The sequence below is a fragment of the Methyloversatilis sp. NSM2 genome (assembly GCF_038066675.1).
Taxonomy (GTDB): Bacteria; Pseudomonadota; Gammaproteobacteria; order Burkholderiales; family Rhodocyclaceae; genus Methyloversatilis; species Methyloversatilis discipulorum_A.
The window spans coordinates 435,079-456,530 of sequence record NZ_JBBUKV010000004.1 but is presented as its reverse complement, the minus strand read 5'-3'; the positions used below and the strand labels follow the sequence as shown (position 1 = coordinate 456,530).

Sequence of the window (21,452 nt, the reverse complement as noted above, 5' to 3'; positions counted from 1 at the left end):
GTCAGGCAGTCGCTGGCGGCCAAATGTCCCGGTTGCGGGCCTGGGCGAAAAGGGACATCTTCCCGACTCGATGGCCGACCACGCCAGCCCGGCTGCGCGCCGGGCGATCCGCCCATGGTCCGCCTAGTGCTGCCGACCGAGGTGGTCGACCATGTTGATGATGGTGCGCATCTGCGGCGCTTCCCGCGTCGCGTAGCCGTACAGATCGCCCGGCGTGGTGTAACCCCACCAGTCCCAGCAGCCCATCGGGTTGCCGACGCTGTCCCAAAGCCCGCGCTCGAATGGTTCGATCGCGCCGACACGCGGGAACAGCAGCACCAGCTTCAACGGACCGGCCCAGCGGACGTAACCGGCGCCGTCGGTGAAGGCGCGGTAGGAGGAGTCACTCATCCCTTGCTTGCAGCCGTGCAGTGCGACGTGGATCTGGCAGCTTTCGCTGCTGCAGCGCTGGGGCACATAGACGCGCGCTTCCTCTGCGAGGCCCAGCGCGCGACGCCGGGTCTGCGCATCGCCGGGGCCGGCCGGCACGAAGTCGGCCTGCTTGAGCACGTACCAGCGACCGTTACCCGCATTCGGGCGCGCGTCGGGCCGACGGCGCAGATGACGCAGCAGTTCGCCGGCGGCATCGAAGTCGCAGCCGCTGACATAGTCCTCGTCACGGGTGTCGCAGCTGCCCTGGGCAGGATCGCTGGTCGGCATGGTGTGCGGCGTCGACCGCGGCTCGCCCCGTTTTGGCACGGCGCCGAAGGCGCGGAAGTAGGCGTGCTGGGCGGCTGATGCCTTGGCGCCGACCACACGATCATCCTGTCCGCGGTATTCCCAGATCTGCTGCGAAGCGAGGCCGTCGACCGGATCGATCCGCCGCTGTCGCGCCAGCTTGTGTGTATCGCTCACCAGATCGTCCACGTCGATGTCGCGTTCGCCGGAACTGAACAGGGACAGCCCGAACAAGGGCCCGAACAGCTCGCGCAGGCGGTCGCGGCCGAGCACAAGGCAGTCGTTGGTGGCCCGCGTCACGAAGCCCTGTGCGCACAGATAGGGCGGCCCCGACACGATGCCGATCCCGCGCACCCGCGACGAATGCGCGACGCCCAGCTGGACCGCCATGGCGGCGCCGGACGACAGGCCGGACACGGTGAAGTCCGTGCGTTCGATCCGGTCGAGCACCGGTGGCGCTTCGGCCATCGCGGTGCGGATGGAGAATGTGGCAAGGAGCAGGGCAGCGAAAACGGCGTGGAGAGGACCGCGCAGGCGCATGAGGGTCGTCCGGGAGTATCGATGACGATTCAGTATGCGCAGTTGAATGCTGCATTGCAACAGTGTGGCGTGGACGCGGAGCCGCGTCAGGACGAACGGTAACGGCGATACTGTCCGCGCCCGGCGCGCTTGGCGTCGTACATCGCCTCGTCTGCGCAGTCGATCAGGCCGGCCGCGTTGTCGGCGTCGTCGGGATAGAGCGCGATGCCTATGCTGGCACCGATGTGCAGCGTGTGGCCGCTCACCTCGAACGCGGTGCCGAGCGCTCCGACGATGCGCGCCGCAAGCTGGGTGCAGGGCTGAGGCTCGTTGTCCAGCAGCGGCATCAGCACGACGAACTCGTCGCCGCCAAGCCGCGCCACGGTGTCCTCGCTGCGCAGTTCACATTGCATCCGATCGGCGACCTCCTTCAACAGCAGATCGCCCACTGCGTGCCCGTGCTCGTCGTTCACCTCCTTGAAACGGTCGAGATCGACGAACAGCAGGCCGACCCGCGCCGTGCGCCGCTGTGCCTGCTTGAGCGCCTGTGCCAGGCGTTCCAGCAGCAGGGCGCGGTTGGGCAGGCCGGTCAGGGTGTCGTGACTGGCGCGCCGCATCAGCGCCTCGTCGGCGAGCCGCTTTTCCGTCACGTCGACAAAGAAGCCGGCCAGACAGCGGCGGCCATCGATTTCGATCAGGTTGTGCGTGATGTCGGCATGGAAGAGCACGCCATCCTTGCGACGCATCAACGCGCCCTCGAGGCGGCCGCTCTCGATGCCGGCGCAGCGCGCGAACTGTTCGACGTTGGCGGGATACAGTTCGGGCGGCTGCAGGTCGCGCCACTCGAGTGCGCGCATCTCGTCGCGCGAGTAGCCCAGCATGACGCACAGCGCCGGATTGGCGTCGACACAACGACGGCTCGCCACGTCGACGATCAGGATGCCCTCTGCCGACGTGGCAAACAGGATTTCCGAGCGGCGCAGCGATTCGCGCAACTGGCGCGCAGCCTCAGCAGCGCGCAGCACGAAGCGGATGCGATGTGGCAGCAGGGTCCAGCTGATCGGTTTGGTCAGGAAGTCGCTCGCGCCGACGGCAAAGGCACGTTGCACCGATGCGGCATCGTCGCTCGCCGTCATGATGATGATGGGGCAGGTATCTTCGCCGCCCAGTTCACGCATGCGGGCGCAGGTTTCGTAACCGTCGGCACCCGGCATGTGCACGTCCAGCAGCGCCAGATCGGGCGGTGCCTGGCGGAATGCCTCGATTGCGGCGAGGCCGTCGGCCACGGCATGCATTCTCATGCCGCGTGTCGACAGCACCTTGTTCACCATCAGCGGGATGATGGGATCGTCGTCGGCAACAAGGATGAGCGGCGACTCGTCGTCCGTCTTTTCGCGGTAAATGTCGGGGTTGTGTTGCTCGCCGTGCATTCCGGGCGCTCTCCGCATATCGGTTCCAGGGTCTGGAAGAAGCCCGCACGCTGACCGGGCTGCACGTGCGGGCGGCGCGTCACCGGCAGGCTTCATCGCCGGCGGCATATTCCGCTCCAGGGTGGATATTCGGCCGGAAGGCCGGGCGGCGCAACCGTGCGAGGACTCCGGATGATGCGAAGTGCACATCGGAAGAGCTTCCGGGCGGCGGTCCCGGACGGTGCCGCAAGCAAGGGCGCCGGGCGCCGGTCGCGGAGACGAACGCCGTCAGCGCGACCCGATCACGATGCGATCAGGCAGGAAAAAGGGCCCGGAACGAGATCCGAGCCCTGATATGGTGGTGGAGGCGGCGGGAATCGAACCCGCGTCCGCAAGCCCTACACAGACAGTTCTACATACTTAGCCTGGCCATTTGATTTAGCCCGTCACCCGCCGACCCGGCAGGCTGATGAAAGGCGATCCGCTTGATTTTCGTGATGCACCACGCGGCGGAGTGCATCCTTACTTTAGCTGTTAATGGCGCTGCGACCGGTTGCCCGGCCCGACCCGCTAATCAGTCGGTGCAGCGTCCGGCCTTAGGCGGCCAGAGCGTAAGATTCGTCGTTGGCGACTATCTAATTTTCGGTTGGATTTACGAGGTACTCCGACCCTCGGTATGCCCTGCGCTGCTTCGCGACCCACGTCGAGACCAGGTCGCCCCCAGTGAGCGATAGATGGTACCACCTCGACCGATTACAAGAGGGGCAGAAGTTCGAGCGGGTGGTGGATGGTGTGGTCGGCGCCCCATTCGCTGTGGTGGCGGGCGCAGCCCAGATAGCCGAAGGCCGCGGTGACCGAGCGCATGCCGGCGGCGCGCGCCGCCTGGATGTCGCGTTCGTCGTCGCCGACGTAGATGCAGTCGCGGACTTCAACGCCCAGTTCGCTCGCTGCCAGGCGCAAACCTGCCGGATCGGGTTTGGGCACCGGCACGCTGTCGCCGCTGACGATGCTCGCGGCACGCTCGTGCAGGCCAAGTTCGCGCATCAGCGGCACGGTGAAGCGAGCGGCCTTGTTGGTCACCACGCCCCACGGGATGGCGGCCTGCTCTAACCGGGTCAGAACTTCGCCCATGCCGTCGAACAGCCGCGTATGGACGCAGATCGCGGCCGCGTAGAGCGTCAGGAATCGGTCCGCCAGTTCTGTGTAGCCAGCATCTTCCGGCGTCACGCCGAAACCTGCGCCGATCAGGCCGCGGGCACCCGCCGAGGTATGCGGGCGCAGGGTGTCGGCAGGAAGCTCGGGCAGGCCCCGTTCGATGCGCAGGCGGTTCAGCGCGCCGCCGAGATCAGGCGCGGTATCGGCCAGCGTGCCGTCCAGATCGAACAGCACGCCGCGTGCGCGCGGCTCATTCATCGCGTACGCACCGCATCAAGTAATTGACCGCGGTGTCCTTGCCGAGCGAGTAGACCTTGGTGAAGGGGTTGTAGCTCATGCCCATAAGCTCTGCTTCGCGCAGTCCGGCGTCGCGCGCGTCGCGCGCCAGTTCCGACGGCTTGATCATCTTCTCGTATTCATGGGTGCCGCGCGGCAGCAGGCGCAGCACGTACTCGGCGCCGATAACCGCGAACAGCCACGATTTGGGATTGCGGTTCAGCGTCGAGAAGAACACGGTACCGCCGGGCCGAACGAGGGTCGCGCAGGCACGCACGATGCTGGCAGGATCGGGCACGTGTTCGAGCATTTCCATGCAGGTCACCACGTCGTACTGGCCGGCGCGCGCTCGGGCGTGGTCCTCGGCCGATTCGAGCAGGTACTCGACGCGGTTTCCGCTTTCCAGCAGGTGCAGGCGTGCGACCGACAATGCCTTCTCGCCGAGGTCGATGCCGGTCACGCTGGCGCCGCGTACCGCCATGCTCTCGGCGAGGATGCCGCCACCGCAGCCAACGTCAAGCACACGCTTGCCGGTCAGGCCGACGCAGCGGTCTATCCAGTCCAGACGCAAGGGATTGATGTCGTGCAGTGGCTTGAACTCGGATTCCGGATCCCACCAGCGGTGGGCGAGCTCGGAAAATTTCTCCAGTTCGAGCGGGTCGGCGTTCTGATGTGTCGTCATGAGCGAAAGGACAGTCTGGCGTGCGCGAGGTTTCACGACCGGGGTAGCGATAGTAATGCCGCGATCCGGTTGGCGACGGGCGAAAAAAAGCCCTGCACGAATGCAGGGCTTTTGACGAGATCGGGAACCCGATTACTTCTGGGTACCGATGATCTCGATTTCAACGCGACGATCCGGCTGCAGGCAGTCCACCAGCTTCTTGTTGCTGCGGTGTTCCTTGCCCATCTTCATGCAGCTGTCGCCGGTCACCGGCTGGGCTTCGCCCTTGCCTTCGGTGTAGACGCGGTTGGCTTCAACGCCCTTGCTCACCAGGTAGTCCTTGACGGCAGCAGCGCGCTTTTCCGACAGGGTCTGGTTGTACTTTTCCTTGCCGATGCGGTCGGCGTGACCAACGGCGATGATGACTTCGAGGTCGATCGAGCTCAGCTTGCTGACGGCGTCGTCGATCTTGGCCTTGCCTTCCGGACGCAGCGTGGCCTTGTCGAAATCGAACAGGGCGTCAGCCGACAGGGTGACCTTCTGGGCAGCGGGCTTCGGAGCCGGAGCGGGGGCCGGAGCCGGCTCGGCAGCCTTCGGCGCCGGTGCGGCGACAGGAGCCGGCTTCTCGCAGACGTCCTTCGGCAGCAGATCCTTGTCGCAGGCGCAGCCAACTTCCGGGATCGAGGCAGCGTAGGCCGGCGTCCAGTAGCCGGTTCTCCAGCACAGGCCGTTGGCGCTGCGGGCGACGACGCCACGGGCGTCGATCACGTAGGGAATGTGGGCCTTCATTGCCGGGTCGACCTTGATGTCTTCCATGGCCGACACGTTGGAGGCGAAACCGGCCGTGGCGGCCAGCAGGGCGATGAGCAGCGGTTTTTGCGTCAGTTGTTTGAGCATGATCCCCTCTTATAAAACTTGAAGCGGTTGTCAACCGGCCTGCCCGCCTGTCTTGGACCTGACAGGCAAAACTGGCGGCAAACCCACGTACAACTGTGGTGTTGCCGGGCAGCGATGCATGAAAACAAGGCCGCAAGCCGTTATAGAGCCACCTGATTTTGCCACAGGCGCGCGCGTGCCTTCAAATCGTTGTTGTGCAGGTGCAACAAGCTTCCATTCTCCACGCGCGCTTCCCCTGCGACCCATACATCGGTCACGTGTTCCCGGCCTGCAGCGTAGACAAGATGCGACACGGGTGAATAGCACGGGCGCGTCGCGGCATCGTCGAGACTGACTGCACACAGGTCTGCACTCTTGCCGGTGGCGATGGAACCCGTTTCTGCATCGAGGCCCAGCGCGCGCGCGCCGCCAAGCGTTGCCATGTGCAACAGGTGGCCGGCTGCAAGGGCGGCGGCGTCGCCAGAGCTGAGCTTTGCCAGCAGGCCGGCGTGGCGCATCTCCTGGAACATGTCCAGCCGGTTGTTGCTGGCGGCGCCGTCGGTGCCAAGCCCGATATTGACGCCGGCCACAGCGAGCGCGGCGGTCGGGCTTGCGCCACTGGCCAGCTTCATGTTCGACGTCGGGCAGTGCGCCACGCTGGCGCCTTCGCGGGCGAGCAGGGCGATGTCGTCGTCGGTCAGGTGTACGGAATGGACGGCGATCAGGTTGGGGCCGACGAGACCGAGCCGGCGCAGCCGCTCGAGCGGACGCACGCCGTGTTGCGCAATGCCCTGTTCGATCTCGTCAGCGGTTTCGTGGATGTGCATATGGACCGGCAGATCCAGTTGCTCGGCCAGTGTGCGGACGCGTTCGAAAGTGGCGTCTGAAACCGTGTACGGCGCGTGCGGCGCCAGCGTGAAGTGGAGCAGCGCCTCGTGCTTGAAGCGATCGCGCACGGCCAGGCCCTTGCTGAGGTACTGGTCTGCATCGGCCGCCCAGGCGCTGGGGAATTCCAGTACGACGATGCCCAGCGCCGCGCGCATGCCAGCCTCGAGCACCGCTTCGGCCGCAGCATCCGGGAAGAAATACATGTCGCTGAAGGTCGTGACGCCGCCGCGGAGCATTTCGGCGCAGGCGAGCAGGGTGCCGTCGCGCACGAATTCGTGGCTCACATGCTTCTGTTCGGCCGGCCAGATGTGCTCAGTCAGCCAGCGCATCAGTGGCTGGTCGTCGGCGTAGCCACGCAGCAGGTTCATCGCGGCGTGAGCGTGCAGGTTGATCAGACCGGGGATGAGCACGTGCTCACCCAAGGTGCGCAGCGTGCGCGGACGGTAGCGGCGGCGCGCTTCGTCGGACGGCAGCAGATCGGCGATACGCCCGTCCTGCACCGCAACGGCGTGATGTTCGAGTACCACGCCGGCCGGCTCGACCGGGATGACCCAGCGGGCCTCGATCAGCAGGTCGATATCGGTCTGGGCTTCGTGGCTCTGCATGGCGGACGGATTCGGCTGTCTGGATTCAGGTGGCGCAGTGTAGTCCGGCGGCTGCCCGCTGCGGGGCCCTGAGGTCAATGCAAGCGCATGTTAAACTTGCGGTTTGGCTGAACAAACTGGCGGTTTTAAACGCGCCGGGTTCATTTCAACAAGCAGCCGACGTCCGCCCGATCCCCCGATGACCACATCTTTTGCCAAGGAAACGCTGCCCATTTCGCTCGAAGACGAAATGCGGCACTCCTATCTCGATTACGCGATGAGCGTGATCGTCGGCCGCGCGCTGCCCGATGTGCGCGACGGCCTGAAACCCGTGCATCGACGCGTGCTGTTCGCGATGCACGAAGCGAACATCACGCACAGCCGCCCGTATGTGAAGTGCGCGCGCGTGGTCGGTGACGTGATGGGTAAGTATCACCCGCACGGCGATTCGGCGATCTACGACACGCTGGTCCGTATGGCGCAGGACTTCTCGCTGCGCTACACGCTGATCGACGGTCAGGGCAACTTCGGTTCGGTCGATGGCGACAACGCGGCGGCCATGCGTTACACCGAGTGCCGTCTCGACAAGATCGCGGCCGAACTGCTGGCTGACATCGACAAGGAAACCGTCGATTTCGGGCCGAACTACGATGGCAAGGAGCAGGAGCCGCTGGTTCTGCCCAGCCGCATCCCCAATCTGCTGATCAACGGCAGTGCCGGCATCGCGGTCGGCATGGCGACCAACATCCCGCCGCACAACCTTGGCGAGGTGCTCGATGCCTGCCAGTTGCTGCTGAAAGAGCCGGAAACGACGATCGAACAGCTGATCGACATCGTGCAGGCGCCCGATTTCCCGACCAGCGGCCTGATTTACGGGCTGTCGGGCGTGCGCGAGGGCTATCTGACCGGTCGCGGCCGTGTCGTGATGCGCGCACGCACCCACTTCGAGGACATCGACCGGGGCAACCGTCAGGCCATCATCGTCGACGAGCTGCCGTACCAGGTGAACAAGAAGACCCTGCTCGAGCGCATCGCCGAGCTGGTGAACGAAAAGAAGGTCGAAGGCATTTCCGACATCCGCGACGAGTCGGACAAGTCCGGCATGCGCGTGGTGATCGAGCTGAAGCGCGGCGAGGTGCCGGAAGTCATCCTGAACAACCTGTACAAGCTGACCCAGCTGCAGGACACCTTCGGCATGAATATGGTGGCGCTGGTCGATGGCCGGCCGCGCCTGCTGAACCTGCGCGACATGCTGGACTGCTTCCTGTCGCACCGGCGCGAGGTGATCACCCGCCGCACCGTGTTCGAGCTGCGCAAAGCGCGCGAACGTGGCCACGTGCTGGAAGGCTTGGCCGTCGCGCTGTCCAACATCGACGAGATCATCGCGCTGATCAAGGCCTCGGCGTCGCGTGCGGAAGCGCAGGTAGCGCTGATGGAGCGCGCCTGGAAGTCGCCGCTGGTCGACGAAATGCTGGCCCGCGCCGGCGCTGAATCCTTCCGTCCGGACGGGCTGGATGCCGCATTCGGCTCCTTCGCCGACGGCTACCGCATGTCGGACGCGCAGGCCAAGGCCATTCTCGACATGCAGCTGGCCCGCCTGACCGGGCTGGAGCAGGAAAAGATCATGTCGGAGTACAAGGAGGTGATCGAACAGATCATCGACCTGCTCGACATCCTGGCCCGCCCGGAGCGGATCAACTGGATCATTTCCGACGAAATGCGCCAGATCCGCGAACAGTTCGCTGATGGCCGCAAGTCGGAAATCATCGTGCACACGCAGGATCTCGGCATCGAGGACCTGATCGCGCAGCAGGACATGGTGGTCACGCTGTCGCATGGCGGCTACTTCAAGCGCCAGCCGCTGGCCGATTACCGGTCGCAGAAGCGTGGCGGGCGCGGCAAGCAGGCGGCGGCGGTGAAGGAAGACGATTTCGTCGACCAGCTCTTCGTCGCCAACACGCACGACTACATCCTGTGTTTCTCGAACCGGGGCCGTGTCTATTGGCTGAAGGTGTACGAGGTGCCGGAGGGCTCGCGCAATTCGCGCGGCAAGCCCATCGTGAACCTGTTCCCGCTGTTCGAGGGCGAGAAGATCACCGCGGTACTTCCGGTCAAGGAGTTCGACGAAGATCACTACATCTTCATGGCCACCGGTCGCGGTACCGTGAAGAAGACGCCGCTCGCCGACTTCGGTAACCCGCGCAAGGCGGGCATCATCGCCGTCGACCTCGACGAGGGCGACGCGCTGATCGGCGTGGCGATTACCGATGGTTCGGACGACATCATGCTGTTCTCCGATGCCGGCAAGGCGGTGCGCTTCGCCGAAGCCGACGTGCGCCCGATGGGGCGTACCGCGCGCGGCGTGCGCGGCATGATGCTCGAGGACGGTCAGAGCGTGATCTGCATGCTGGTGTCGAAGAACGACGAACTGAGCGTGCTGACCGCGACCGAAAACGGTTACGGCAAGCGCACCCGCGTCACCGAATACCCCAAGCATGGCCGCGGCACCAAGGGCGTCATCGCGATCCAGACCAGCGAGCGCAATGGCGGCGTGGTCGGTGCGGTGCTGGTCGAGCCGACCGACGAAATCATGCTGATCTCGACCGGTGGCGTGCTCATCCGCACCAAGGTGGTGGACATCCGTGAAATGGGACGCTCGACCCAGGGCGTCACGCTGATCAATCTCGACGACGGCACCCTGCTGGCCGGTCTGGAGAAGGTGATCGAGAGCGACAGCGAGCAGGACGCCGAAGCGGATGCCGACGCCGATAAGGACGCTGACGCCGCAGCCGGCGAGGGCGAGGAATAGGAAGGGCGATGCGTGCGCGCGCGTACAACTTCGGAGCCGGTCCGGCCATGATGCCGGACGCGGTGATCGAACGTATCGCGCGCGAGTGGCAGAACTTCCGCGGCGAGGGCTACTCCGCGATGGAGTTGGGTCATCGCAGCGAGCACTTCGCCGACATTCACGCCCGCGCCAAGGCCGATCTGCGTGCGTTGCTCGGAGTGCCGGAGTCGCACCACATCCTGTTCCTGCACGGCGGTGCCACACCGCATTTCGCGATGGTGCCGCTGAACCTTGCCCAACCGGGTCAGAGTGCGGATTACATCCACACAGGTTATTGGTCGGACAAGGCGATGGCCGAGGCGACCTCGCTGGTGAATGTGCGCATCGCGGCGAGTGCCGCGGCCAGCGAATTCGATCGCGTGCCTGAGCGCGCCGGCTGGCAGCTCGACCCGGCGGCTGCCTATGTGCACATCTGCGCCAATGAAACGATAGGCGGCGTCGAGTTCGCCGACTATCCGGACACCGGCGACGTGCCGCTGGTGGCCGACATGTCGTCCAACATCCTGTCGCAGCCGCTCGACGTCGCGCGTTTCGGCCTGATCTACGCGGGCGCGCAGAAGAACATCGGCCCGGCGGGTCTCGCCATCGTCATCATCCGCGACGACCTGCTCGGTCGCGTGCGCAGTGGCGTACCGTCGGTGATGAACTACGCGCGTCACGTCGAATGGGATTCGATGTACAACACGCCCGCTGCCTTTGCTATCTGGGTCGCAGGGCTGGTGTTCGAATACGTGAAGAAGGAGGGCGGCGTGGTCGAGATGGCGCGCCGCAGCGCAGCCAAGGCGAAGTGCATCTACGATGTGCTGAATGCCTCGCAGTTGTACACGAACCGTATACAGCCGGCTTCGCGCTCGCGCATGAACGTGCCCTTCTTCCTGCGCGAGCCGCGGCTGGAGACACGTTTTCTCGATGGCGCGCGTCGACGCGGACTGCTGAATTTGAAGGGCCACCGCGCGACCGGCGGCATCCGCGCCTCGCTCTATAACGCGATGCCGCTCGACGGCGCGCGCGAGCTGGCCGAGTACATGACTGAATTTGAACGCAGACACGGTTGAATGATGGCCTCCGATCCGAGCTCGAACGACGAACTACTTAAACTGCGCGACGCCATCGATGCGATCGATACCCAGGTGCTGCAGCTCATTTCCGAGCGCGCACGACACGCGCACCGCATCGGAGAGATCAAGCACGGCAACATCTACCGTCCGGAGCGCGAGGCGCAGGTGCTGCGCCGGCTGGCCGACGACAACCCGGGCCCCTTGCCGCCGCAGGCGGTGAAGACGGTATTCCGCGAAATCATGTCGGTCTGTCTGGCGCTGGAACAGCCGCTGACCGTCGCCTTTCTCGGACCGGTCGGCACCTTCTCGGAGAGCGCGGCGCGCCGGCACTTCGGTTCCGCGCCGACCTTCCTGCCGCTCGCCACGATCGATGACGTGTTCCGCGCGGTCGAGTCGGGCAACGCGTCCTACGGTGTCGTGCCGGTCGAGAACTCGACCGAAGGCGCGGTCGGTCGCACGCTGGACATGCTGCTCAGCACGACGCAGATGGTGTGCGGCGAGGTGATGCTGCGTGTCGAGCAGAACCTGATGACCCGCGACACGCCGCTGAAGGACATCCGCTGCGTCTATTCGCACGCGCAGTCGCTGGCGCAGTGCCACGAGTGGCTGAACCGCAACCTGCCGGGCGTACCGGTCATCGCGGTGGCCAGCAACGCCGAGGCGGCGATCCGTGCGTCAGAGGAAGAGCGTGCCGCGGCGATCGCCGGTGAAGCGGCTGCGGCTGCATATGGCCTGAAGATACTGGCGGCGAACATCGAGGACGATCCCGCCAATACGACCCGCTTCCTGGTGATCGGCGAACACGATGCCGGCCCGTCCGGTCGTGACAAGACCTCGATGATCTTCACCGTGCAGAACAAGTCGGGCGCGGTCGTGCGCCTGCTGCAACCGCTGGCCGAGCAGGGCGTCAGCATGACCAAGCTGCAGTCGCGCCCGGTGCGGGGCTTCGGCAACGGCGGCTGGCAGTACGTCTTCTATGTCGATATCGAAGGTCACCAGAGCGAACCTGCGGTGAGCGAAGCACTCTCACGCATCCGTGCCGAGGCCGGATCGTTGAAGGTACTCGGTTCCTACCCCGTTTCCGTGAGCAGTTCATGAGCGTCTTCGACCGCGCTGCGGCGCACATCCGTTCGATTTCCCCTTACCAGCCGGGCAAGCCGATTTCCGAACTGGCCCGCGAAATGGGGCTGGACGAGTCAGGCATCGTCAAGCTCGCGTCCAACGAGAATCCGCTGGGCATGAGCGACAAGGCTCGGGCGGCCGCGCTGGCGGCGATTGCCGACGTGCCGCGCTACCCAGACGGCAACGGTTTCGACCTGAAGCAGGCGGTTTCCCGGCATCACGATGTCGCGATGAACCAGATCGTGCTTGGCAACGGTTCGAACGACATTCTCGAAATGGTCGCCCGCGCGCTGCTCGGCCCAGGCAGCAGCGCCGTCTATTCGAAGCACGCCTTCGCCGTCTATCCGCTGGCGACGCTGGCGGCAGGCGCCATCGGCATCGAGGTGCCGGCGCTCGACTATGGTTGTGACCTCGACGCAATGCGCGCGGCAATCCGCGACGACACGCGCGTCGTGTTCATCGCCAACCCGAACAATCCGACCGGCACCTTCATCGAGGCCGGTGCGCTGGAGCGTTTCGTCGCCGCCGTACCGCGCGACGTGCTGGTCGTGCTGGACGAGGCCTACAGTGAGTACCTGCCCTCACATCTCGCCTACGACAGCGCGCGCTGGCTGGAGCGATATCCGAACCTGCTGGTGTCGCGCACCTTCTCCAAGGCCTATGGCCTGGCGGGTCTGCGCGTCGGCTATGGCATCGGTCAGTCGGACGTGATCGATCTGCTCAATCGCGTGCGTCAGCCGTTCAATGTCACCAATGTCGGTCTGGCGGCAGCCGTCGCCGCATTGGCAGACCAGGACTTCGTCCGCCGTTCGGCCGAGCTGAACGCGGCCGGCCTGAAGCAGATGGAAACCTTCTTCGACGGAGCTGGGATCGGCTACATCCGTTCCTATGGCAACTTCATCGCCTTCCGCGCCGGTGACGGTGCGGCAGTCAATCGTCGGTTGCTGGAACAGGGCGTCATCGTGCGGCCGATTGCCGGCTACGCGATGCCCGAGTGGCTGCGCGTCTCGATCGGCCTGGAAACCGAGAACGCACGCTTCATCGACGCGCTGAAGAAGGCGCTGGCGTGAGCGCACCGCTGATCGGACGTCTGGTCGTCGTCGGTGTCGGCCTGATCGGCGGCTCCTTCGCCGCCGCGCTGCGTCGTGCCGGTCAGGTGGGCGAGATTGTCGGCGTCGGCCGCAGCGCGGACAGCAAGCGCGAAGCGCTCGAACTCGGGCTGATCGATCGTGCTGAATCCGACTGGGCCGCTGCGCTCGCGGGCGCCGACCTGGTACTGCTGGCGATGCCGGTCGGCCAGATGGAGGCCGTCATGTCGGCGATGCTGCCCCACCTGCCGGCGCATACCGTAGTGACCGACGCCGGAAGCACCAAGGGCGACGTCGTGGCGGCGGCCCGTAGCTGCTTTGGCGAGCGCGTGGGGCAGTTCGTACCGGGGCATCCGATCGCCGGTGCCGAGAAGAGCGGACCGCAGGCGGCGCGCGCCGATCTGTACGAAAGACGCCGCGTGGTACTGACACCGCTCGCCGAGAATGGCGGCGCGGCCATCGAACTGGTGCGCCAGGCCTGGCTGGCCTGCGGCGCGCTGCTGACGGTCACCACGCCCGAGCACCACGATCGCTGGCTGGCGTCGGTCAGCCATCTGCCGCACCTGCTGTCCTTCGCGCTGGTTTCGGAACTGGCTGCGCGTCCGAATGCCGAGGAGATCTTCAATCTGGCCGGCGGCGGTTTCCGCGATTTCACGCGCATCGCGGCCAGTCATCCGGAGATGTGGCGCGACATCTTCTTTGCCAATCGTGAGGCGCTGCTGACCGAACTGAGCGCCTACGAAACCGAACTTGCACGCTATCGCGCGCTGATCGAATCCGGCGACGCGGCCCGACTCGAGGCGCTGATCGGTACCGCGCGCGAAGCACGCACCGCCTGGGCGCAACGCCAGGGCTGAACACAACATGAGGCGCCCCGGCGCCGTTCGAACACGATGAAGACCGAATTCCTTGATCTCCCCCCCGCGTCGTCCGCGCGCGGCACGCTGCGGCTTCCGGGCTCCAAGAGCATTTCCAACCGCGCTTTGCTGCTGGCCGCGCTGGCCGAGGGCGATACGCTGCTGCACGACCTGCTGTCGTCGGACGATGTCGACCGCATGCTCGACGCGCTGCGCACGCTGGCCGTTGACTGGCGCCACGCCGGTGGCGACGACTACCTCATCAGCGGCACCGGTGGGCGCTTCCCGGTCAAGAAGGCGGATCTGTTCCTCGGCAATGCCGGTACCGCCTTCCGTCCGCTCACCGCCGTGCTGGCGCTGATGGGCGGCGAGTACCGCCTGCATGGCGTGCCGCGCATGCACGAGCGGCCGATCGGTGATCTGGTCGATGCGCTGCGCCAGGTCGGAGCGCGCATCGACTACGAGGGCAACGACGGCTTTCCGCCCTTGCGCATCCATCCGGCGCAGATCAACGAAGTGCCGGTGGTGCGCGTGCGCGGCGACGTGTCCAGCCAGTTCCTGACCGGGCTGCTGATGGCATTGCCGCTGACCGGTCGCGCGGTGCGCATCGAGGTCGAGGGCGAGCTGATTTCCAAGCCCTACGTCGACATCACGCTGGCGTTGATGCGCCAGTTCGGCGTCAACGCCGAACGCGAAGGCTGGGCGGCGATCAATCTGCCGGCTGGTGCGCGCTACGTGTCGCCCGGCGAGTGCTTCGTCGAGGGTGACGCGTCGTCGGCGTCCTATTTCCTGGCCGCAGGCGCCATCGGCGGTGGGCCGGTGCGGGTTGAAGGCGTCGGCCGCGACTCGGTGCAGGGCGATGTCGCATTCGCGCAGGCGCTCGAACAGCTGGGCGCCGTGGTGGCGATGGGACCGAACTGGATCGAGGCGCGCGCGCCCGAGGGCGGGCGACTGCGCGCATTCGACCTCGACCTGAACCACATTCCGGATGCCGCGATGACGCTGGCCATCTGCGCGCTGTTCGCCGATGGCCCGAGCCGGCTGCGCAATATCGCCAGCTGGCGGGTCAAGGAAACCGACCGCATTTCCGCGATGGCGATCGAACTGCGCAAGCTCGGCGCCACGGTCGAGGAGGGCGCCGACTACCTCGCCATCACGCCGCCTTCGACCCTGACGCCGGGTGCTGCCATCGACACCTACGACGATCACCGGATGGCGATGTGCTTCTCGCTTGCCACGCTGGGGGGCGTACCGGTGCGCATCATGGATCCCGGCTGCGTGGCCAAGACCTTCCCCGAATACTTCAGGCGCTGGTCCGAGGTGGCGGCATGAACGACGTTCCGGTCATTGCAATAGACGGCCCGTCGGCCTCCGGCAAAGGTACGGTCGCCGCGCGTGTGGCGGCGGCACTGGGCTTTCACCTGCTGGACAGCGGCGCCCTCTATCGCCTCACCGCGGTGGCGGCGATGCGTGCAGGCGTTGCGCTCGACGATGAGCCGGCGCTCGGAAAGCTGGCGGCAGCGCTCGATGTACGCTTCGCCGACGGCTCGACCTGGCTGGCCGGGGACGAGGTGTCGGACGCCATGCGCAGCGAGGCGGCCTCGGTCGGCGCGTCGAAAGTGGCGGTTCATGGTGCGGTGCGTGCGGCCCTGCTTGAGCGCCAGCGCGCCTTCCGGCAGGCGCCCGGGCTGGTCGGCGACGGCCGCGACATGGGTTCGGTCGTGTTTCCGGACGCGCGCCTGAAGGTGTTCCTGACCGCCAGCGTCGAGATTCGCGCCGAACGCCGATATAAGCAGTTGATCGAAAAAGGTGTTTCTGCTAGTCTGGAAAGTCTTTCGCAAGATTTGCGGGAACGGGACGAGCGGGATCGCAACCGGGCACATGCGCCACTGGTGCAATTGCCTGACGCCATTCTGCTCGATACCAGTTCAATGACCGCAGATGCCGCCGTCCAGTTCGTGCTGGATGCGTGGGAAAAAGTGAAAGCGGGCTGAATGGCGTGTTCGCTTCCGGATGGTTCCGGATGCACGTCGGCAGCCCAAGGCGCACGGGGCGAGCAAGTCGCTCCCTGCTTTGTTCATACCTAACCCGTTGCCGCGCAAGCGGCTTTTGCCAATGTCCCAAGTTGCCCAGTCGTCCGACTCCATGGAAAGTTTTGCCGCGCTGTTCGAGGAAAGCCTCACGCGCCAGGAAATGCGCGCCGGTGAAGTCATCACCGCCGAAGTCATGCGCGTGGATCAGAATTTCGTCGTCGTCAATGCCGGCCTGAAGTCGGAAAGCTATATCTCGATCGACGAATTCCGCACCGATCGCGGTGAACTGACGGTCGCCCCCGGCGATTACGTCAGCGTTGCAATCGAAATGCTCGAGGACGGCTACGGTGAAACCCGCCTGTCCCGCGACAAGGCCAAGCGCATCGCCGCATGGAACGAACTGGAAAAGGCACTGGGCGATGGCTCCATCGTCAAGGGTCTGGTGTCGGGCAAGGTCAAGGGTGGCCTGACCGTCATGACCAACGGCATCCGCGCCTTCCTGCCGGGTTCGCTGGTCGACCTGCGTCCGGTCAAGGACACCACGCCGTACGAAAACAAGGAATTCGAATTCAAGGTCATCAAGCTCGACCGCAAGCGCAACAACGTCGTTGTGTCGCGTCGCGCAGTGCTCGAACTGACCGCCGGTGAAGAGCGCGAAAAGCTGCTCGAAAACCTCAAGGAAGGCACCGTCGTCAAGGGTATCGTCAAGAACATCACCGACTACGGCGCGTTCGTCGACCTCGGTGGCATCGACGGCCTGCTGCACATCACCGATCTGGCCTGGCGCCGCGTGCGTCACCCGTCGGAAGTTCTGGCGGTCGGTGACGAAGTCGAAGCCAAGGTGCTCAAGTTCGACGCCGAGAAGAACCGCGTGTCGCTGGGCCTCAAGCAGCTGGGCGAAGACCCGTGGGTCGGCATCTCGCGCCGCTACCCGCAGGGCACCCGCCTGTTCGGCAAGGTGACCAACCTGACCGATTACGGCGCATTCGTCGAAATCGAGCAGGGCATCGAAGGCCTGGTCCACGTGTCCGAAATGGACTGGACCAACAAGAACATCCACCCGACCAAGGTTGTCCAGCTGGGCGACGAGGTCGAAGTGATGATTCTGGAAATCGACGAAGACCGTCGCCGGATTTCGCTGGGCATGAAGCAGTGCATGCCGAATCCGTGGGAAGACTTCTCGATGAACCACAAGAAGGGCGACAAGGTCCGTGGCCAGATCAAGTCGATCACCGACTTTGGCGTGTTCATCGGTCTGACCGGCGCCATCGATGGCCTGGTTCACCTGTCCGACCTGTCGTGGTCGCTGCCCGGCGAAGAAGCCGTGCGCAACTACAAGAAGGGTGACGAAGTCGAGGCCGTCGTGCTGTCGATCGATGTCGAGCGCGAGCGCATCTCGCTCGGCGTCAAGCAGATGGATGGAGACCCCTTCACCAACTTCATCGCCACCCACGACAAGAACAGCGTCGTGCGCGGCACAGTGAAGACGGTGGATGCCAAGGGCGCCGTGATCGCGCTGAACGAAGATGTCGAGGGCTACCTGCGTGCTTCGGAAGCTTCGCGTGACCGCGTCGAAGACCTGACGACCATCCTCAATGTCGGCGACGAAGTCGAGGCGATGATCGTCAATCTGGACCGCAAGACCCGTTCGATCACGCTGTCGGTGCGTGCGAAGGATCAGGCTGAACAGAACGACGCGATCCAGAAGATCCAGGCTGAAGGCACCTCCGCCAGCAGCGGTACGACCAATCTGGGCGCGCTGCTGAAGGCAAAGCTGAAGAACTCCTGATCGTTTCGCACGATCGGTGTTCAAGTGACAACGCCGCCTGCGGGCGGCGTTGTCTTGTCATCACCCGGCAAGGTTGAAATCGCTCATCTGATACGTCATGACCAAATCCGAACTGATCACCCGGTTGGCCACCCGCTTCCCGCAACTGGTCGCCAAGGACGCCGATTACGCCGTGAAGATGATCCTCGATGAAATGACTGCGGCGCTGGTCCGCGGTGATCGCATCGAAATCCGCGGTTTCGGCAGCTTTTCGCTGAACCATCGTCCGCCGCGCGTGGGCCGTAACCCGAAGTCGGGCGAGAAGGTCATGGTTCCGGAGAAGCGGGTACCGCATTTCAAGGCGGGCAAGGAACTGCGCGAGCGCGTCGACAACGCGCTGAACACTGCAGGCCTCGTGGCCTGAAATCCGCCGCAATGGCGATACTTAACTGGCTGCTGCGCATCGTCGTCTTCCTGTTGCTGCTCGGCCTCGCGGCCCGCAACAGTGATCCGGTGACGGTGCGCTTCTTCTTCGGACACGAGTGGCGCGTGGAGTTGTCCCTCGTACTGCTCGCTCTGTTCTTCTTCGGCGCGCTGCTGGGCGCATTGGCCGGGTGGTCGCTGGCGCGCAGTCGCGCCGCGCACGACGGACAATCGCCGACCGCCGACTGACCCCCTTCCCACATGGAAATCGAACTCTGGTGGCTCCTGGCCCTGCCGCTCTTCTTCGGGCTGGGCTGGCTTGCCGCGCGCATCGACATCCGGCATCTGGTGCGCGAGTCGCGCGCGCTGCCGCGCTCCTACTTCGCCGGCCTGAATTTTCTGCTGAACGAACAGCCGGACCGCGCGATCGACTCCTTCATTGAGGCGACAAGCAAGGATCCGCAGACGGTGGAGCTCCAGTTTGCGCTGGGCAATCTGTTCCGCCGTCGCGGTGAAACCGATCGCGCGATCCAGATCCATCAGGCGCTCGCCGCCCGCGAGGACGTGCGTGCCGAACAGCGGCTGAATGCGCGCCTCGAACTGGGTCTCGACTTCCTCAAGGCCGGCCTGCTCGATCGTGCAGAGGAGACATTCGTCGGCCTGCGTGGCAGTGCGGTCGATATCGAGGCGCTGCACCACCTGCTGGATATCTACCAGCAGGAAAAGGAATGGCACAAGGCGATAGACATCGCCCGTGCACTGCCGGAAAACGAATCGCACCGCGCGCAGAAGGACATCGCGCAGTTCCTGTGCGAACTTGCCACACAGGCGTTGGCGCAGTCCCGCATGGGCGACGCGAGAAGCCTGCTCGGCGAGGCACTGGCCACGCATCGCAAGTGCGTGCGCGCATTGATGCTGCTCGGTGACGCCGCCGCCGCCGAGCAGAAGTGGGAAGAGGCAATCGAGCACTGGCAGCGCATCGAGCAGCAGAATCCGGTCTATCTGGCGCTGGTGGCCTCGCGCATGGCCGACGCCTACCGCAAGCTCGGACGCGAACGTCAGGGCATCACGCTGCTGAAGAGCTATCTCGAACGGCACGCCTCGCTCGATCTGCTCGACGTCGTGTTCAAGGAGGAGCTCGACACCGAAGGCCCCACGGGCGCGCTGACACTGGTGCGCGAGGAACTGCGCCGCAATCCGACCCTGCTCGGTCTGGACAAGCTGCTGGAGGCGCAGATGCAGACGCTGCCGCCCGAGGCGCGCACCGATTCCGATCTGATGAAGAACATCATTCACGCGCACACGCGGCGCGTCGCGCGCTACCGTTGCGACAGCTGCGGCTTCAAGGCGCGCCAGTTCCACTGGCGCTGCCCGGCCTGCGGCGGCTGGGAAACCTATCCGCCGAAGCGCACCGAAGAATTCGACCTGACACCCTGATCAACGCACCGAGCACCGCATGAGCCTGACGCTTCCCGATACCCGCAACGCGCGCATCCTGGTCGCCGGCGACGTGATGCTGGACCGCTACTGGTTTGGCGACGTGCAGCGCATCTCTCCCGAAGCGCCGGTGCCGGTGGTCAAGATCGACCGCGTCGAGGAAAGACCGGGCGGTGCCGCCAACGTGGCGCGCAACTGCGCGGCCCTCGGTGCGAAGGTAAGCCTGCTGTCAGTGGTCGGCGCCGACGACGCCGGTCGCACCTTGCGCGCGCAGATGAAGGCCGCGCACATCGCTGCCAGCCTGCACGAAGACCCGCAGCTCGACACCACGATCAAACTGCGCGTGATCGGCCGCCAGCAGCAGTTGCTGCGCATCGATTTCGAGAGCGCTCCGGCGCGCGAGGTGCTGTGTGCCAAACTCGACGAGTTCGCACGTCGCGTGAAGGACGTCGACGTGGTCATCCTGTCCGACTACGGCAAGGGCGCGCTGGCGGACATCCGCGACATGATGGACATCGCGCGTGCGGCCGGAAAGCCGGTGCTGGTCGATCCCAAGGGCGACGACTACACCCGTTACGCTGGTGCCACGCTGCTCAAGCCCAACCGCAGCGAGCTGCGTGAAGTGGTCGGCAGCTGGACTGACGACGACGATCTGGCGCGCCGCGCCACCGCATTGCGCGACGAACTGGGGCTGGGTGCGCTGCTGCTCACCCGCTCGGACGCTGGTATGAGCCTCTACGCATCCGATGGCGTGACGCACGAGCGCGCGCTGGCGCGCGAGGTGTACGACGTCAGCGGTGCCGGCGACACCGTGATCGCCGCCATGGCGGTCATGATGGCCAGCGGCTGTTCGCAGGTCGATGCAATGCGACTGGCCAATCGCGCCGCCGGCATTGTGGTCGGCAAGCTGGGCACCGCCGTGTGCGCGCTCGACGAACTCGCCGCCGACCTGCGCCACGGTGCCGCCTGAGCGGTATCCTTTCACGGTCATCCTTCCGGGAGTCGTCATGCGTCGCCTGTTCTGCATGCTGCTGTGCCTGCTTGCTGCGCCCGCCTTCGCAGTACTCGACCTGAACAGTGCCACGGAAGCCGAACTCGACGCATTGCCCGGCGTCGGGCCGAGCCGCGCGCAGGCCATCATCGAACACCGGACGAAGAACGGGCCTTTCACCTCGGTTGACGAACTGCGCAACGTGAAGGGTATCGGTGACAAGACCTTTGCCGAACTGAAGCCGCTGCTGGTCGTCGGCGCGGGCGCGCCGGCATCCGTCGCGCCGCGGGCCGACGTGCCCGCAGCTCCGGAAGCCGCGCCGGCGTCGTCCGGCGGTTTCCCTTGGTGGATCGTGGCAGTCGTTGCCGTCGGCGCAGCGATCGCTTTCGTACTGATGCGTCGGCGCGGCACGGCGCAGGCGCCCGCGCAAGCCCCGGTGCCGGTACCCGAAGCACCTGTGCCGCCCGCCAGGCCTGCTGCCGCCAGCGCACCGAAACCCGCAGCATCCTCGCCGCCGCCGCGTCCGGCAGGCGGCGCAGCGCACGCTACATCGGGTGCCGCATCCGCACCGCCGGCACGACCGGCGGGCGCGCCGCCTCGGCCGGCGGGCAGCAGTGCGCCCGCCCAGTCGTCTGCCGCACCGGCCGATACTGCAGCCGACGCTCCATCGTCCGCGCCGCCAAAGCCGGCGGGCGCGCCTCCGAAACCGGCCGGCTCGCGCTGAGACGGCTTCACCGAACCC

General features: G+C 65.5%; 19 protein-coding genes and 1 other RNA gene. 13 read left to right on the top strand and 7 right to left on the bottom strand.

Features of this window, described 5'->3' with window-relative positions:
• Positions 1–123: 123 nt before the first annotated feature.
• The 7 genes from WJU27_RS09885 to WJU27_RS09855 form a co-directional block, all read right to left on the bottom strand.
• Positions 124–1,257, bottom strand: a complete 1,134-nt coding sequence (locus WJU27_RS09885; RefSeq protein ID WP_341422005.1) for a hypothetical protein — start codon at positions 1,255–1,257, stop codon at positions 124–126.
• Between the two features lie 86 nt (positions 1,258–1,343).
• Complete coding sequence (locus tag WJU27_RS09880; protein WP_341422004.1) at positions 1,344–2,666, bottom strand: diguanylate cyclase domain-containing protein; 1,323 nt, start codon at positions 2,664–2,666, stop codon at positions 1,344–1,346.
• Positions 2,667–3,004: 338 nt separating this feature from the next.
• Positions 3,005–3,367, bottom strand: a transfer-messenger RNA (tmRNA) gene (ssrA, locus tag WJU27_RS09875).
• Between the two features lie 31 nt (positions 3,368–3,398).
• Complete coding sequence (locus tag WJU27_RS09870) at positions 3,399–4,058, bottom strand: HAD-IA family hydrolase (RefSeq protein ID WP_341422003.1); 660 nt, start codon at positions 4,056–4,058, stop codon at positions 3,399–3,401.
• Positions 4,051–4,758, bottom strand: coding sequence for a bifunctional 2-polyprenyl-6-hydroxyphenol methylase/3-demethylubiquinol 3-O-methyltransferase UbiG (gene ubiG, locus WJU27_RS09865; RefSeq protein WP_020163932.1), 708 nt, complete (start codon positions 4,756–4,758; stop codon positions 4,051–4,053). The genes WJU27_RS09870 and ubiG overlap by 8 nt, the downstream gene beginning before the upstream one ends.
• Positions 4,759–4,890: 132 nt before the next feature.
• On the bottom strand, positions 4,891–5,634 hold the full coding sequence (locus WJU27_RS09860; protein ID WP_020163933.1) for an OmpA family protein: 744 nt from the start codon (positions 5,632–5,634) through the stop codon (positions 4,891–4,893).
• A gap of 140 nt (positions 5,635–5,774) precedes the next feature.
• The gene (locus WJU27_RS09855) at positions 5,775–7,106 is read right to left on the bottom strand and encodes a TRZ/ATZ family hydrolase (RefSeq protein WP_341422002.1); all 1,332 of its coding nucleotides are present in this window, start codon (positions 7,104–7,106) and stop codon (positions 5,775–5,777) included.
• Positions 7,107–7,284: 178 nt separating this feature from the next.
• Here WJU27_RS09855 and gyrA point away from each other — a divergent pair, with 178 nt between their 5' ends.
• The 13 genes from gyrA (at position 7,285) to WJU27_RS09790 (ending at position 21,434) form a co-directional block, all read left to right on the top strand.
• The gene (gene gyrA / locus WJU27_RS09850) at positions 7,285–9,894 is read left to right on the top strand and encodes a DNA gyrase subunit A (protein WP_341422001.1); all 2,610 of its coding nucleotides are present in this window, start codon (positions 7,285–7,287) and stop codon (positions 9,892–9,894) included.
• Positions 9,895–9,902: 8 nt separating this feature from the next.
• Positions 9,903–10,988, top strand: a complete 1,086-nt coding sequence (serC, locus tag WJU27_RS09845) for a 3-phosphoserine/phosphohydroxythreonine transaminase (RefSeq protein WP_341422000.1) — start codon at positions 9,903–9,905, stop codon at positions 10,986–10,988.
• A complete protein-coding gene (pheA, locus tag WJU27_RS09840; RefSeq protein ID WP_020163937.1) occupies positions 10,989–12,089 on the top strand; it encodes a prephenate dehydratase in 1,101 nt (366 codons plus the stop codon).
• Positions 12,086–13,183, top strand: coding sequence for a histidinol-phosphate transaminase (gene hisC / locus WJU27_RS09835; protein ID WP_341421999.1), 1,098 nt, complete (start codon positions 12,086–12,088; stop codon positions 13,181–13,183). Before pheA ends, hisC begins: the two co-directional genes overlap by 4 nt.
• Positions 13,180–14,058 carry a prephenate dehydrogenase gene (locus WJU27_RS09830; RefSeq protein ID WP_020163939.1) on the top strand — a complete coding sequence of 293 codons (879 nt, stop codon included), beginning with the start codon at positions 13,180–13,182 and terminating at the stop codon, positions 14,056–14,058. The genes hisC and WJU27_RS09830 overlap by 4 nt, the downstream gene beginning before the upstream one ends.
• A gap of 36 nt (positions 14,059–14,094) precedes the next feature.
• Positions 14,095–15,390, top strand: a complete 1,296-nt coding sequence (aroA, locus tag WJU27_RS09825; protein WP_341421998.1) for a 3-phosphoshikimate 1-carboxyvinyltransferase — start codon at positions 14,095–14,097, stop codon at positions 15,388–15,390.
• Positions 15,387–16,052: a (d)CMP kinase gene (cmk, locus tag WJU27_RS09820; protein WP_341421997.1), complete on the top strand. Its 666-nt coding sequence runs from the start codon at positions 15,387–15,389 to the stop codon at positions 16,050–16,052. Before aroA ends, cmk begins: the two co-directional genes overlap by 4 nt.
• A gap of 121 nt (positions 16,053–16,173) precedes the next feature.
• Positions 16,174–17,880, top strand: coding sequence for a 30S ribosomal protein S1 (gene rpsA / locus WJU27_RS09815; RefSeq protein ID WP_024300568.1), 1,707 nt, complete (start codon positions 16,174–16,176; stop codon positions 17,878–17,880).
• 97 nt (positions 17,881–17,977) lie between these two features.
• On the top strand, positions 17,978–18,283 hold the full coding sequence (locus tag WJU27_RS09810) for an integration host factor subunit beta (protein WP_019919106.1): 306 nt from the start codon (positions 17,978–17,980) through the stop codon (positions 18,281–18,283).
• A gap of 11 nt (positions 18,284–18,294) precedes the next feature.
• A complete protein-coding gene (locus tag WJU27_RS09805) occupies positions 18,295–18,531 on the top strand; it encodes a LapA family protein (RefSeq protein WP_020163942.1) in 237 nt (78 codons plus the stop codon).
• 12 nt (positions 18,532–18,543) lie between these two features.
• Positions 18,544–19,719, top strand: a complete 1,176-nt coding sequence (gene lapB / locus WJU27_RS09800) for a lipopolysaccharide assembly protein LapB (protein WP_020163943.1) — start codon at positions 18,544–18,546, stop codon at positions 19,717–19,719.
• 19 nt (positions 19,720–19,738) lie between these two features.
• A complete protein-coding gene (rfaE1, locus tag WJU27_RS09795) occupies positions 19,739–20,689 on the top strand; it encodes a D-glycero-beta-D-manno-heptose-7-phosphate kinase (protein ID WP_020163944.1) in 951 nt (316 codons plus the stop codon).
• 37 nt (positions 20,690–20,726) lie between these two features.
• Positions 20,727–21,434: a ComEA family DNA-binding protein gene (locus tag WJU27_RS09790; protein WP_341421996.1), complete on the top strand. Its 708-nt coding sequence runs from the start codon at positions 20,727–20,729 to the stop codon at positions 21,432–21,434.
• Positions 21,435–21,452: the final 18 nt, after the last annotated feature.

What these genes read in the sequence shown, in the direction of transcription:
- WJU27_RS09860 (WP_020163933.1), bottom strand. Translation starts at nt 5,634, where the DNA reads ATGCTCAAACAACTGACGCAAAAACCGCTGCTCATCGCCCTGCTGGCC.
- WJU27_RS09870 (WP_341422003.1), bottom strand. Translation starts at nt 4,058, where the DNA reads ATGAATGAGCCGCGCGCACGCGGCGTGCTGTTCGATCTGGACGGCACG.
- serC (WP_341422000.1), top strand. Translation starts at nt 9,903, where the DNA reads ATGCGTGCGCGCGCGTACAACTTCGGAGCCGGTCCGGCCATGATGCCG.
- WJU27_RS09855 (WP_341422002.1), bottom strand. Translation starts at nt 7,106, where the DNA reads ATGCAGAGCCACGAAGCCCAGACCGATATCGACCTGCTGATCGAGGCC.
- ubiG (WP_020163932.1), bottom strand. Translation starts at nt 4,758, where the DNA reads ATGACGACACATCAGAACGCCGACCCGCTCGAACTGGAGAAATTTTCC.
- WJU27_RS09880 (WP_341422004.1), bottom strand. Translation starts at nt 2,666, where the DNA reads ATGCACGGCGAGCAACACAACCCCGACATTTACCGCGAAAAGACGGAC.
- pheA (WP_020163937.1), top strand. Translation starts at nt 10,989, where the DNA reads ATGATGGCCTCCGATCCGAGCTCGAACGACGAACTACTTAAACTGCGC.
- WJU27_RS09810 (WP_019919106.1), top strand. Translation starts at nt 17,978, where the DNA reads ATGACCAAATCCGAACTGATCACCCGGTTGGCCACCCGCTTCCCGCAA.
- rfaE1 (WP_020163944.1), top strand. Translation starts at nt 19,739, where the DNA reads ATGAGCCTGACGCTTCCCGATACCCGCAACGCGCGCATCCTGGTCGCC.
- hisC (WP_341421999.1), top strand. Translation starts at nt 12,086, where the DNA reads ATGAGCGTCTTCGACCGCGCTGCGGCGCACATCCGTTCGATTTCCCCT.
- WJU27_RS09885 (WP_341422005.1), bottom strand. Translation starts at nt 1,257, where the DNA reads ATGCGCCTGCGCGGTCCTCTCCACGCCGTTTTCGCTGCCCTGCTCCTT.
- WJU27_RS09790 (WP_341421996.1), top strand. Translation starts at nt 20,727, where the DNA reads ATGCGTCGCCTGTTCTGCATGCTGCTGTGCCTGCTTGCTGCGCCCGCC.
- rpsA (WP_024300568.1), top strand. Translation starts at nt 16,174, where the DNA reads ATGTCCCAAGTTGCCCAGTCGTCCGACTCCATGGAAAGTTTTGCCGCG.
- gyrA (WP_341422001.1), top strand. Translation starts at nt 7,285, where the DNA reads ATGACCACATCTTTTGCCAAGGAAACGCTGCCCATTTCGCTCGAAGAC.
- aroA (WP_341421998.1), top strand. Translation starts at nt 14,095, where the DNA reads ATGAAGACCGAATTCCTTGATCTCCCCCCCGCGTCGTCCGCGCGCGGC.
- WJU27_RS09805 (WP_020163942.1), top strand. Translation starts at nt 18,295, where the DNA reads ATGGCGATACTTAACTGGCTGCTGCGCATCGTCGTCTTCCTGTTGCTG.
- cmk (WP_341421997.1), top strand. Translation starts at nt 15,387, where the DNA reads ATGAACGACGTTCCGGTCATTGCAATAGACGGCCCGTCGGCCTCCGGC.
- lapB (WP_020163943.1), top strand. Translation starts at nt 18,544, where the DNA reads ATGGAAATCGAACTCTGGTGGCTCCTGGCCCTGCCGCTCTTCTTCGGG.